The organism is Sphingobacterium shayense (assembly GCF_013179575.1).
Taxonomy (GTDB): Bacteria; Bacteroidota; Bacteroidia; order Sphingobacteriales; family Sphingobacteriaceae; genus Sphingobacterium; species Sphingobacterium shayense.
On the sequence record NZ_JABMCQ010000132.1, the window covers coordinates 1 to 12,563 of the forward strand.

The window sequence follows — 12,563 nt, forward strand, 5'->3', positions numbered from 1 at the left end:
ACAGGAAATACATTTCAGCTATATCGGTTTTAACGACCATATTGATACATTGGAATTCCCATTAAAGAACATCAGCGTTATTGAAATCTTACTCAAAGAAAATTCAGAGGAATTAGAAGAAGTGGTTATATCTTCTACAAGGAGTACAAGAAGCATACAGAATATTCCTACCCGTATCGAATTTATTGGAAGTGAGGAATTGGGTGAAAAAGGTAATATGAAACCAGGAGATATTCGTATGCTTTTGGCGGAAAGTACAGGTATTCACGTACAAACCACTTCGCCTACTAGCGCCAATGCAAGTATCCGTATTCAAGGACTTGACGGAAGATATACACAAATCCTGAAAGACGGTTTTCCCATTTATTCAGGTGCTTCAAGTGGATTGGGCTTGTTACAGATACCACCACTTGACCTCAAACAAGTAGAAGTCATCAAAGGTTCTACATCTACGTTATATGGTGGTGGAGCAATAGCAGGTTTGGTAAATTTAATTTCCAAGACACCAACGGAAGAAAGAGATTTACGTTTTCACCTTAACGGAACATCCGGTAGAGGTTTAGATATAAACGGTTTTTATGGGCAAAGGTTTAATAAAATTGGAACAACTATATTTGCTTCCCATAACCGTAACGCAGCTTATGATCCTGCTAAGAACGGACTATCCGCTATTCCACAATTCGAACGCTATGTACTGAATCCGAAGCTCTTCGTTTATTTCAATGAAAAGACGAAACTGAACTTCGGTATCAACACAACGATCGAGAGCCGTTTGGGAGGTGATATGCTTTACATCAAAGGAAATGGAGATAATACAAACCAATATTTTGAGGAAAATAAAACACAACGCTATTCCACACAATTTGTTTTCGACCATATCATCAATGAAAACAGTACTGTTCAAGTCAAAAATAGTGTAAGTTATTTTAACCGAAATACTACCATTCCAAACTATCAGTTTGAGGGAACACAAACAGCAAGTTTTACCGAAGCCAACTACACCAACAGTACTGAAAAATCGGAATGGGTCACAGGTATTAATATTTGGACGGATAATTTCAAAGAAAAGCAGATTATGGCATCTCCGTTGAGAGATTATAATCAGACCACATTCGGTGCTTTTGTACAAAATTCTTTTAATGCTACGGATTGGTTTCAATTGGAAACAGGTTTTAGAACGGATTATGTTGTGGATTATGGGGTGGTATTCTTACCGAGAGTTTCGGCTCTATTCCACATTGCCGAGGGCTTAACTTCACGAGTTGGTGGTGGATTTGGCTATAAAACACCTACCATTTTTACGGAAGAAAGCGAACGCCTACAATATCAAAATGTAATGCCCATTGACGACAAGACCAATAAATTGGAAAAAAGTTATGGAGCAAATGCAGACATCAATTACCGCACCTACATTGGGGAAGATTGGTCATTTAGCATAAATCAATTGTTCTTTTACACCTATTTGGATAATCCCTTGTTACTTGAAAATCCGTCGACAAATCTGTATCAGTTTGTTAATTCTCCTGGCTACATCCATACCAAAGGAACAGAAACCAATATTAAAATTGGTTATGATGACCTGAAATTGTTTTTGGGTTATACCTATACAGATGCCCGATTACACCAAAATGGAACGACTGTAGAAAGCCCTTTAACACCAAAACACCGCATTAATTCCATCCTGATGTATGAAATAGAAGACAAATGGAAAATTGGTCTGGAAGCCTATTATTTCAGTCGCCAAAAGCTGAATAATGGAACTACGGGCAAAGATTACTTTATTACTGGATTTATGGCTGAAAAGATTTGGGAAAGATTTTCTCTGTATATCAACTTTGAAAACTTCCTTGACACCCGACAAACACGCTTTGATAGCATTTATACAGGGACAATAACCAATCCGGTTTTTAAAGACATTTATGCACCTTTGGACGGATTTGTGATTAACGGAGGTATAAAATTCAAGCTTTAAAACAAATGGAAAAAACCATATTCAATATAACTAAAATGGATTGCCCAAGCGAGGAGCAATTAATCCGTATGAAACTGCAAGACTTTGATACGGTAAAAGGATTGGAATTTGATATAGCCAATAGAAAATTGGACGTTTATCACAATGGAAACCCAGAGCCAATTTTTTTGGCCTTGGGAACACTGAACCTAAATACTACATTGGTTTCAACTGAAAAAAGCAATTTTGTTGTTGAAACAGATACAAGCAACAAGCAACGGAAATTACTTTGGATCGTGTTGATTATCAACTTCCTGTTCTTTGGATTGGAAATGTTATTCGGAGTTTTTTCAGGTTCAATGGGATTGATAGCCGATAGCTTGGATATGCTTGCAGACAGTGTCGTTTACGCATTGGCATTAATCGCCGTGGGTGGAACAATCGCTCTAAAAAACAACATCGCCAGATTTGCTGGATACTTCCAAGTCCTACTGGCTATTGTAGGTTTCGTTGAAGTTATCAGACGTTTTATGGGAATTGAAGCTATGCCTGATTTCAAGACAATGATTGTCGTTTCAGTTTTAGCGTTGATTGCAAACGTATTTTGCCTTTATCTTTTACAAAAGAACAAAAGTAAAGAAGCGCATATGCAGGCTTCGATGATATTCACATCAAATGATGTCATTATCAATTCGGGAGTTATTGTTGCTGGTCTTTTAGTTAATTGGCTCAATTCAAGTTATCCAGATTTGATTATTGGGGCTATTGTATTTGTAATTGTAGCAAGGGGAGCGTATAGGATATTGAAATTGTCAAAGTAAATCCCTGTATCTATAGTTGCCTTTGTCTTAGAGTGGTAGTAGGAGGAATAAAAAAGAGTGTTCAGGAATGTTTATTAGAACAATTTCTGAATACTCTTTTAACCCTATTAAGTAAAAAGCATACCTATTGAACTGCTGATATTATTGTTCTGCAATAATTCTATTAAGGCAGAATGATTACCAGTTCTTTCCTTTCCATCCCATATCTGATTGCTGTTAAAATCACCGATTACCAATATATTCTCATTGAGTAAGTAGCTATAATAATTCATGGCATTCCAAATCTGACCTATGTATCTTGAAAGAGGATCTGTTTTGTGATCCATTGCCCATACTGCAATTAACAAGAATGAGCAATTTTCATTAAATACTCTTATAGGAACAATATATCTATGTAAAGGGTTAAAATCTTTTAATATTTCAAACCTATAATCAGAATATGAGAAAATTCCGATACCTTTATTAGGAGAGTCACCATGCCAAACAAAATCATTCGGTTCAGGAGTAAGTTTGTTAAACTTTAACCGTTCGGAATTCTCACATTCTAGTATAACCAATATATCAGCTTCATAAGGCTTAATAAATTGATTTTTTGTTCTGAAGCTACCTTGGCAATTCCATTCGACAATTCTCATAATCATAAATATAAATTAATTGCTCAAACATAACTTAAATAGTTAACTTTGAGAGCAAACCAAATCGATATGAAATATTTTAAAGTCACTTTTTTATTTATAGTATTCTCCCTATTTAATAGTGTAGCAAAACCTCAAAAGTTATTATAATAAATCAATTTCATGGTAATTTTTAATTATTTTTATGTTCAATATTGATTTAATCGAAGCTTGTTACCTGAATGATTTCAACGTGGATTTAAAAGCATTTCACAAGAAAAAATTTGAAGGCATTAAAGCTGAATTATCTGAGGAAGTTTTAAAACGACCAATCATTTTCGAGGATTTTATTAGTAAATCTTTTAATCTAAAAATTTTTAATAATTAAATAAATGAATGATTTTAATATAAGGTTCTAAATATTAAACACTATGAGCAGAAAAAATATAATAATTTTAATTTTATGTGCACTATTTGTAAGAGTAAGCATTGGGCAAGTTAAAAGTTTACCTATTGAAAAAACGGAAGCGTTAATTAGTGTAATAATGAATTTTGCTGAAAACTCCCCCGATGGGAAGGAGGTTGCTATACTAAAACTAGATAGTCTAATAGAAAGCGAATTAAGGGAGGAAAACATTACACTATTAGAAAATGCAAAAGAAAAAATTAAAAACCTTAAAACGCCGTTTCGGAATTCAAAGAAAATAGATGTATTATCAAAAGATGATTTGAAAGGTTTTGAGGTGAAAAAAGATAAATTTACAAATAATACATTCATAACACCTGTATATAGTCTTTGGGGAGGTCAGTTTCAATCATACATAGTTTTAACAGATGATAAAGTATTATTAAGGTTTGTAATAGAATATAGATCCTCTGATTGGATTTTTTTTAATAGAGTTATAATGTTGTCAGGAAATGATAGGATTGAATATATTGACTATAATACAAAAAAATCTGTTTACGATAACGTGGAAGAGCAATCTGATATTGTGGTAAATGATAGGCTTTTGAACTTTTTAGAACAGGTTGTGATAAATCAAGTTGCAGATGTAAGGCTTCAGGGCGATGAGAGAGTTTATGATACAAAGATTTCCAAAAAACAAATTAAGAGCATAGGAAATGCTTTAAATATATATAAAAAATTATTAGATGATTAGTCACACTAATTGACACACTAATAATAATTGGTATAAAAATAAAAGGCTAACATCTTAATAATTAGAGAGTTAGCCTTCTTTATTTGTACCTAGGGCGGGAATCGAACCCGCACTCCCTTAACGGGAACAGGATTTTAAGTCCTGCGTGTCTACCAGTTCCACCACCTAGGCAACTGAGCGAAAGACGAGATTCGAACTCGCGACCCCAACCTTGGCAAGGTTGTGCTCTACCAACTGAGCTACTTTCGCTTGACGTGGTGCAAAGATAGAACAATATCATATACTCGCAAAATAAAATCTTAAAATCAATGGATGTTACTCAATATCAGTTTTAAATATTTTAAATCCTTGTTGATTGGTCTTTATTTGCGTGTAGTGAGGGATGGTCTTCTATATATCCTCCTACCACAGCTGGTAGGAGGAATATCATAAATGGTTGTCTACGTCTCAGTCTGTCTAATAAGCGAAACAAGACGGCATTGTATAATTGGAGTTAGTGCAATTCTTATAATTCTTCGTCGTGCTGGCTTAGGTCAAGTCCCATTGTTTCGGCACTTTCATTAACCCTTAATGGGGCTAACAGATCTGTTATTTTTAGAAGAAGCAATGAGCCGAAGAAAGCGAAAGCTGATGCGCCTACTAGTGCTATCAAGTGCGCAACAAATAAGCCTGTCTCACCGAAGAACAATCCATTTGTCGTGACCACTTCGTTGACGTTTCCGTGGGCGAAAACGCTTGTTAGGAGCATTCCTACCATTCCGCCAACCCCATGGCAAGGAAAGACGTCCAAAGTATCGTCAATACCTTTTTTTGTACGCCATATTACGACGAGGTTACTAATAACGGCTGCGACAAGACCTATCACTAGTGAGTGTGGTATGGTGACAAAGCCGGCGCCAGGAGTGATTGCAACAAGTCCGACGACGGCCCCGATACACGCACCCATTGCAGATGGTTTTTTTCCTTTTAGAATATCAAAAAAGATCCAACCCATTGCTGCGGCAGCGGAAGCAGTGGTCGTGGTAGCGAAAGCAGAAGCCGCAAGGATTCCAGCGCCTCCGGCAGAACCTGCATTGAAACCAAACCACCCAAACCAAAGTAGTCCAGTTCCTAAAATTACATAGCTAATGCGCGCAGGTGTGTGCGTTTGTTCCTTTCGTTTACCTAGATAAAGCGCCGAGGCCAATGCAGCCCAGCCAGCCGACATGTGTACTACGGTGCCTCCAGCAAAGTCTAGGACACCCATTTGAGCAAGTAATCCTTCAGGGTGCCAGGTCGCGTGCGCCAGTGGAGAGTAGATGACGATGACAAATAGGGTAATGAAGATAAGATAGGAGTTAAATTTGATTCGTTCTGCGAATGCACCCGTAATAAGCGCCGGGGTAATTACTGCAAATTTTAATTGAAACATTGCAAAAAGAGCTATAGGGATTGTCGGTAAAGCAGGCCAAACGTCGTTCCCTAGCATGCCCTTCATCATATAGAATGTCGCTGGGTTACCAATGACGCCGCCGATATCCTCTCCGAAAGCAAGGCTAAATCCGAATACGACCCAAATAATGGTGATTAATCCCATGCATACAAAGCTCTGTAGCATCGTTGAAATTACATTTTTCTTACGAACCATACCGCCATAAAAGAAAGCTAATCCGGGAGTCATTAGAAGCACCAGGGCCGCAGACATGAGAAGCCAAGCGGTGTCTCCGGTATCGATTGTACTATCTGGGTTGGTGGTAATTTCAGTAGCTGGTGCAAACAATGCAAGTATTACGGCTATTGCTAATGCTCCAAATGGGAGTATTTTTTTCATTTGTATTGGTTTTTGTTAGTGATTTGTTTTTAAATTTTAATTTTTCTCTCTGTTTTACTGTTATTTGTTTATCAATATTATTGTTTCATTACAAATATTGCAACAATAATTGGATTATCACTATAAAATTTTTAAAAAAATATTTTTTTATGCCGATATCTCCTGTTTTTATTGAGTTTGTTTTGCTGTTTTTATTTATTTATCATAAATAATTTTGATTTAACAATATAAATAATGTTATTTGTTGTGTAAATCATAAAAATCTATAAAATATTATCGATTTTATTTGTTTTCAAGTTTGTTTCATCCGTTCTTACCTAAATTATTGTAAATAAATCTGTTTTTTTTGATTCGTTTATAGGTTTTAATGTTTTTATGTCACTTATTTATTTTATTAAGACAATAAACTTAAAACAGAATATGAAAAAGTTATTACTATTTGTGTCATTCGCATTTCTTTCCGTAGGAATAAGTGCTCAGGAGAATTCTCCTCTAGAAATATCTGGATATGCAGATGCTTATTATAAATATGATTTTGCCGGGCAAGAAAATATTGGTACTTATTTCGCGAACGATCACAATTCGATTTCGCTAGGTATGTTGGCTCTTGGATTAAAAAAGTCGACGGGCAAGGCGACATTTGTAGGGGAACTCGCTTTTGGGCCGCGAGGGCAATATTTGTCAATTCCCAATGGAGATGATAGCGAGGCTAACGAGGGAAACTCTTTCCATATACAAAATTTGTACGCCTCTTATGATTTCACTGAGCAATTTAATATGACGGCGGGATATATGGGCACCTTTATAGGTTATGAGGTTATTTCGCCCGCCGCTAATTTTCATTATTCGACCTCTTATCTTTTTGGTGCTGGCCCATTTCAAAATGCAGGAATAAAGGCTACTTATGCATTCACCGATAAGGTGTCATTGATGGCTGGACTTTTTAACGACTGGAATGTGTATCGCGACCTTAATGGTGTGTCACATTTTGGCGCTCAATTGGCTGTTCAGCCTGTAGAAGGATTGAGTGCATATTTGAATTTCCTCACTGGGTCTTCCGCAGGGGGGGCTGATAACTACAGTTCCGGAACGCTGATTGATTTGGTAGCTAGCTATGCATTTACTGAAAAGGTCTCTTTAGGATTAAATGCTGCAGATTATAGTTTTAAGTCGGAGGGAGGATATACCGGCGTGGCGCTTTACCCTCGTTACGATTTCAATGAGAACATAGGTCTCGGATTGCGAGCAGAATACTTTACCGAGAAAGAGGTGGAAGATCATAGTTCCGCAGAGTTATTTTCGTTCACTCTTTCCGCGAAAGTTAAGCACGGTGGACTTTCCGTTATACCAGAAGTCAGGCTCGATAATAACTCGCAGGCCAGCTTTCTCAAGAAAGATGGTATGACAGCGACAAAACAGGCCTCGCAAGCTTCTATAGCGTTAGTGTACGCATTCTAGGATGTAGTATCAGCCGTAGATTTCACAGTAATAATGCCCCTAGCAATTTTATGCACCTGCCAAAGGTTTGATTGACCTTGGAGAAGCACTGGATTTTGCTAGGGACCTTTAGAATTTCTGGAATATTATCCCAGCGATATTATTTAGCTTTTAGTGCATCGATTTGTTCTTTCAGATCTTCAATTTGCTCTTGCTGTTCTTTGATAGCTGCGACGAGTAACGGTATGAGCTCATTTTGGTCGACCTCATCTAATTTCGCTACTTTGGTGCTATTTTTTGATTCGGTATAAATTTTCGACGACGGCTTTACCAGATGTGGAAACACAGATGACACCTGTTCTGTGAGAAACCCATATTGTGTTTCTTTGGGAAGCGCCAGTTTTTTATAATCCTTCGTATTATACGTGTAGCTTATAGGCGTGAGAGCGGAAATTTTAGATGCAACAGGACCTATTTCTTGGATATTGATCTTAAGGTCTTTTTCTTCGATCTGTTGCGCTGACACGATCTGGTAAGCGCATAGTGTTAGTAGCAAAGCGATGCCTGACTTTATTTTATTATTCATTGTATTATTTCTAACGGTAAAAAACTGAAATGATATTTGTAGGCTAGACTTATTAATGCGATTAGCACAAAAGTAAAAGCCGGATTCATTTTAAATTAACCGTTGTTTGGAGGGGGGAAGTGCATTGGAAGTGCGACAAGCGGCAATGGTTCCAGACTAAGTTCATAATAAAAATCTTGCGCTATTCGATAACGCTGCGGGATTTCAAGTAAATTGATCATTATTTCGTCGTCCCATGCTTGCTCTGTCTCGTGGCTATCAGCTATATCGCTGGGTATTGGATTCTCCTTGCTGTTATCCGTTCCACGCTGCAATGTGTAACACTGCTGGGTAAACAATAACAGGAGTAGTCCGGTGATCAAGACCATGAAAGTGAATACGTTTTTTTTCATTTCCAAGCATGTTAGAAGTAAACTTCATCCGTAAAAAAGAGGAGAAACATTCTTCTGTCCACCACAAGAATACGGAATTATCCGAAAAATTGGTGTGCAGCTCTAGTTATTTTTTTGTAAAAAATATGTCGCTTTAAATTCCAGACATAATTTTGTTAATCGCTCCTTCCGTCCGTTTTTTTGAATATTAGGTCATTTTCAAAACCTTTACTTTGTAGAAAACGAATGAGCTTAGCACGCTCTGCCATTGTAAGCTTTTCTAGCGGTTTTATAATTTTGCGATTGATCGTATCAGAAAGTTTCTGTTCGTATTCATCTAGGTCAATCTCTTTGAGTGCTATTCGAATTAGCGGTTCCGAAATACGTTTCGATTTGAGGTGCATCTTTATCTTGATTTTACCCCATCCCTTCATGCGGAATTTACCCAGCACGTACGCTTTGGCAAATCGTTCTTCGTTTAGAAAGTTGTCTTCAATAAGCTGGGAGATAATATTTTCGACATCATTTTGGTGTTGTCCCCATTCATACAGCTTATCGCGAACTTCCTGTTGAGCACGTTCTTGGTATGCACAATAGCTTTCCGCTTTTAACTTGGCTTGGCGAGGTGTGTAGGTTTTTTTTGAGGACGAATCTTCCATTTTACAAATGTTCAAAAAATGCTTCACTTATAGAAAATTATGATGAAATTTGTTGACAACTTATTATGTATACAGTAGCAGAAATTATTTCGTTTCTCCCTCACCAGAGCGCGCAGGTGGCTGACCCCAATCATATTGTCGCTGAGCTCAGTTACGATACACGAAAGATCTTGTCCGGTACCAAAAGCCTTTTTTTTGCGCTAAAGAATGTCCGTGACGGGCACATGTATATCGAGGAGGCTTATAGCAAAGGGGTAAGCGCATTTGTCATTTCGGACCGTTCGGTCGACTTGACATTATATCCTAATGCTACATTTATATTGGTTGATGATACCTTACAAGCCATGCAGCAACTGGCTTCCCGTCGGCGAACTGACTGTCCGGATGTGACCGTTGTGGCAATAACGGGAAGTAATGGTAAAACCGTGGTAAAAGAATGGTTGACACAGCTGCTGGGGAATGATAATAAAGTATATCAGAGTCCCAAAAGCTATAATTCTCAGATAGGCGTAGCACTGTCACTATGGAACTTATCCAACGAGTATAACTATGCATTTATTGAAGCGGGTATAAGTAGTCCAGGGGAAATGGAGATCCTTGAGCGGATGATTCAACCGCAGTGTGGAATATTTACAAATATAGGGAATGCGCACGCTTCGGGTTTCCGATCTCAAGACGAAAAGTTACGTGAAAAACTACTGCTGTTCCGGCCAGGGATAGATGTCATTTATTCTTCGACCTATCGGCTGGATAAATACCTTCCGAAACATGAATACGGATTGTATGCTTGTGGTACGCTGTCTTCTGATAAAATTATGGTTCAGTCAATTGAAAACTTAGGGCCATTCAGTACTAAAATCAACGTCCTGGCGGACGGAGTCGAACAAGAGTTTATTGTACCATTCACTGATCGGGGATCAATCGAGAACATACTTATCTGCATCACATTTCTATCCTATTGTGGTTATCGATTAGCGGATATTGCCCAGCGTATTGCCGTGCTGAAATCATTGGAAATGCGTTTGCAACTTAAAAAAGGGAAAAAAGGATGTTCGATTATCGATGATTCATACTCCAACGATCTAGCGTCTTTGCAGATCGCTTTAGACTTTTTGATGCAGCAGAAGCAGCATAAACACAGGAAACTTGTGCTTTCTGGCATGGAAGGATTGAACGAAAAATTAGCGACGAAACTTTTTGATCTGCTCTCTAAGCATCCATTAGACAGCGTAATACTTGTCGGTGAGGAGCTGGCTTTTTTGCGTAATCTTTCTATTCCGACTACCTTATTTCGTTCGACTGAGGAACTGCTGGCAGGAACTTCGGAAGGAGATTTTGCAAACCAGACTGTACTCATCAAAGGGAGCAGGTATTACCACCTGGAAGACCTAAGTCGTATGCTGACAGAGAAAACGCATGAGACGGTACTAGAAATAAATTTAAAGGCAATCGAGTATAACTTGCAGCGCTATCGTGCACTGACGCCAAAAGGGGTAAAGATGATGGCAATGGTTAAAGCGTTTTCTTATGGCAGCGGTAGTTACGAGGTAGCTAATCTTTTACAATACAATAAAGTAGACTATCTCACGGTTGCCTTTGCTGATGAGGGGGTTGAACTTCGTCAAAACGGGATTACTCTTCCCATTATGGTGCTCAGTCCTGATGAACAGGTATTCGAAAGTTTGGTGACAAATTATCTCGAACCAGAAATCTATAGTTTTCGGATTCTTAAAGCATTCACTGCGTTTCTAGCTCGCCGTGGGGAGAAGGATTTTCCAATACATATTAAAATAGACACAGGAATGCATCGACTCGGCTTTATGGACGAAGAAATTTCTGAACTCATCGAGTTGCTGAATCAATCAAGGGAACTACGTGTAGCGAGCATATTTTCTCATTTAGCAGCAGCGGCCGATCCGCAACATAGGTCGTTTACCGATCAGCAAATAATGCGTTTCCGTCAGGCATCCTCACGCCTGGAACAAGCGTTAGGCTATTCTGTTATTAAACATATTTTAGCGACCTCTGGAATCGTGCACCGCCCGGAGGCCTGTTTTGATATGGTGCGGTTGGGTATTGGTTTGTATGGCGTTTCGATGGACGGTTCGCTTATTTTAGACCCAGTTGGGGTGCTAAAGACTACGATTACGCAAATCAAAGGACTAAAGTCGACAGAATCGGTTGGCTATGACCGTATGGGGAAATTATCCCGATATTCGCGCATAGCTACCGTGAAGATCGGTTACGCGGATGGTTACGACCGGCGATTTGGAAACGGAGTAGGGCAGATGTCTATCCGGGGAAAGATCGTCAAGACGATAGGTAATATCTGCATGGACATGTGCATGCTTGACGTCACGGATATAGAGGTTTTTGAGGAAGACGAGGTAGTGGTGTTTCCTGATATTGTTGCCGCAGCAAAAAGTATCGGGACAATTCCCTATGAATTGTTGGTAAGTATTTCTTCTCGCGTAAAAAGAGTGTATTTTTACGGTTAGATTCAGCGGAAAAAATATAGGAGGGATATAATTTTATGATAAAGAAGTTTTTTCAACAAATACTATACTATTTTATTAAGGGAGCCCTTGTGGTTGTGCCTGTTGCAGGAGCCGTGTTTCTCATCGTCTGGGCTGTTGCCGCACTGGATAACGCATTAAATTTGACAGCCCATTTCCTACATGATGAGACGGGTATGCCGTTATACATTCCGGGGATTGGTATTTTAACTGTTTTTGTCGTGCTTGTTGTAGTCGGGCTTATATTTACGAACTTGGTGACCGCACCAATACGAGCTTGGCTAAAACGCAGCATTGATAAAATACCGCTTTTTAATACGCTGTATTCCTCAATTAAGGATTTTACCGAAGCATTTGTTGGAGATGCTAAAAAATTTAACGAGCCTGTTCTGGTATTGGTTAACGAGACCGGTTTGAAGAAAATTGGATTTCTTACCCAACGTGATCTGAGTAAAATCGGATTAACAGATGAGGTGGTCGTGTATTTCCCTTATTCTTATTCGGTCGCAGGACAGGTGGTTGTGGTCAAGGCGACTCATGTGCAGAAACTGAATATGAGTGCTACGGACGCAATGAAACTTGTGGTTTCTGGCGGCGTCAGTGGGATTGAATAATTACCACGCGGCCGATAACAAATA

General features: G+C 38.5%; 11 protein-coding genes and 2 tRNA genes. 6 read left to right on the forward strand and 7 right to left on the reverse strand.

Annotated elements, in window-relative coordinates:
• Both HP439_RS14075 and HP439_RS14080 read left to right on the forward strand, forming a co-directional pair.
• On the forward strand, positions 1-1,972 hold a 1,972-nt coding region (locus tag HP439_RS14075), incomplete at its 5' end, for a TonB-dependent receptor plug domain-containing protein (protein WP_172390978.1).
• Between the two features lie 5 nt (positions 1,973-1,977).
• Positions 1,978-2,772, forward strand: a complete 795-nt coding sequence (locus HP439_RS14080; protein WP_149912578.1) for a cation efflux transmembrane domain-containing protein — start codon at positions 1,978-1,980, stop codon at positions 2,770-2,772.
• Positions 2,773-2,879: 107 nt separating this feature from the next.
• On the opposite strand, the gene HP439_RS14085 is transcribed toward HP439_RS14080, so the two are convergent.
• The gene (locus tag HP439_RS14085; RefSeq protein WP_172390979.1) at positions 2,880-3,413 is read right to left on the reverse strand and encodes an endonuclease/exonuclease/phosphatase family protein; all 534 of its coding nucleotides are present in this window, start codon (positions 3,411-3,413) and stop codon (positions 2,880-2,882) included.
• 404 nt (positions 3,414-3,817) lie between these two features.
• Here HP439_RS14085 and HP439_RS14090 point away from each other — a divergent pair, with 404 nt between their 5' ends.
• Positions 3,818-4,546 (forward strand): hypothetical protein, encoded by a 729-nt coding sequence (locus HP439_RS14090; protein ID WP_172390980.1) that lies wholly within the window; start codon positions 3,818-3,820, stop codon positions 4,544-4,546.
• A gap of 86 nt (positions 4,547-4,632) precedes the next feature.
• Here the strand turns inward: HP439_RS14090 and HP439_RS14095 are convergent.
• From HP439_RS14095 to HP439_RS14105, 3 genes are all read right to left on the reverse strand, one after another.
• Positions 4,633-4,717 (reverse strand) — tRNA-Leu (locus HP439_RS14095).
• Positions 4,718-4,722: 5 nt separating this feature from the next.
• Positions 4,723-4,795, reverse strand: a tRNA-Gly gene (locus HP439_RS14100).
• A gap of 256 nt (positions 4,796-5,051) precedes the next feature.
• Entirely contained in the window at positions 5,052-6,356 is a 1,305-nt protein-coding gene (locus HP439_RS14105; RefSeq protein ID WP_172390981.1) for an ammonium transporter, read from the reverse strand.
• A 420-nt stretch (positions 6,357-6,776) separates the two neighbouring features.
• Between HP439_RS14105 and HP439_RS14110 the strand changes: the two genes are divergently transcribed.
• Positions 6,777-7,814 (forward strand): outer membrane beta-barrel protein, encoded by a 1,038-nt coding sequence (locus tag HP439_RS14110; protein WP_172390982.1) that lies wholly within the window; start codon positions 6,777-6,779, stop codon positions 7,812-7,814.
• 139 nt (positions 7,815-7,953) lie between these two features.
• Here the strand turns inward: HP439_RS14110 and HP439_RS14115 are convergent, their stop codons facing one another.
• The 3 genes from HP439_RS14115 to HP439_RS14125 form a co-directional block, all read right to left on the reverse strand.
• Complete coding sequence (locus HP439_RS14115; protein ID WP_172390983.1) at positions 7,954-8,379, reverse strand: tail fiber domain-containing protein; 426 nt, start codon at positions 8,377-8,379, stop codon at positions 7,954-7,956.
• Positions 8,380-8,474: 95 nt separating this feature from the next.
• Positions 8,475-8,771: a hypothetical protein gene (locus HP439_RS14120; protein WP_172390984.1), complete on the reverse strand. Its 297-nt coding sequence runs from the start codon at positions 8,769-8,771 to the stop codon at positions 8,475-8,477.
• 155 nt (positions 8,772-8,926) lie between these two features.
• Positions 8,927-9,409 (reverse strand): regulatory protein RecX, encoded by a 483-nt coding sequence (locus tag HP439_RS14125; protein WP_172390985.1) that lies wholly within the window; start codon positions 9,407-9,409, stop codon positions 8,927-8,929.
• A gap of 65 nt (positions 9,410-9,474) precedes the next feature.
• On the opposite strand from HP439_RS14125, the gene HP439_RS14130 reads away from it, so the two are divergent.
• A complete protein-coding gene (locus HP439_RS14130; protein ID WP_172390986.1) occupies positions 9,475-11,907 on the forward strand; it encodes a bifunctional UDP-N-acetylmuramoyl-tripeptide:D-alanyl-D-alanine ligase/alanine racemase in 2,433 nt (810 codons plus the stop codon).
• Positions 11,908-11,942: 35 nt separating this feature from the next.
• Positions 11,943-12,539 carry a DUF502 domain-containing protein gene (locus tag HP439_RS14135; protein ID WP_172390987.1) on the forward strand — a complete coding sequence of 199 codons (597 nt, stop codon included), beginning with the start codon at positions 11,943-11,945 and terminating at the stop codon, positions 12,537-12,539.
• Positions 12,540-12,563 lie beyond the last annotated feature (24 nt).

Bases quoted from the DNA above. Each gene is read 5' to 3' on its own strand.
- HP439_RS14120 (WP_172390984.1), bottom strand. From the start codon at position 8,771: ATGAAAAAAAACGTATTCACTTTCATGGTCTTGATCACCGGACTACTC.
- HP439_RS14135 (WP_172390987.1), top strand. From the start codon at position 11,943: ATGATAAAGAAGTTTTTTCAACAAATACTATACTATTTTATTAAGGGA.
- HP439_RS14110 (WP_172390982.1), top strand. From the start codon at position 6,777: ATGAAAAAGTTATTACTATTTGTGTCATTCGCATTTCTTTCCGTAGGA.
- HP439_RS14105 (WP_172390981.1), bottom strand. From the start codon at position 6,356: ATGAAAAAAATACTCCCATTTGGAGCATTAGCAATAGCCGTAATACTT.
- HP439_RS14090 (WP_172390980.1), top strand. From the start codon at position 3,818: ATGAGCAGAAAAAATATAATAATTTTAATTTTATGTGCACTATTTGTA.
- HP439_RS14130 (WP_172390986.1), top strand. From the start codon at position 9,475: ATGTATACAGTAGCAGAAATTATTTCGTTTCTCCCTCACCAGAGCGCG.
- HP439_RS14080 (WP_149912578.1), top strand. From the start codon at position 1,978: ATGGAAAAAACCATATTCAATATAACTAAAATGGATTGCCCAAGCGAG.
- HP439_RS14115 (WP_172390983.1), bottom strand. From the start codon at position 8,379: ATGAATAATAAAATAAAGTCAGGCATCGCTTTGCTACTAACACTATGC.
- HP439_RS14125 (WP_172390985.1), bottom strand. From the start codon at position 9,409: ATGGAAGATTCGTCCTCAAAAAAAACCTACACACCTCGCCAAGCCAAG.
- HP439_RS14085 (WP_172390979.1), bottom strand. From the start codon at position 3,413: ATGATTATGAGAATTGTCGAATGGAATTGCCAAGGTAGCTTCAGAACA.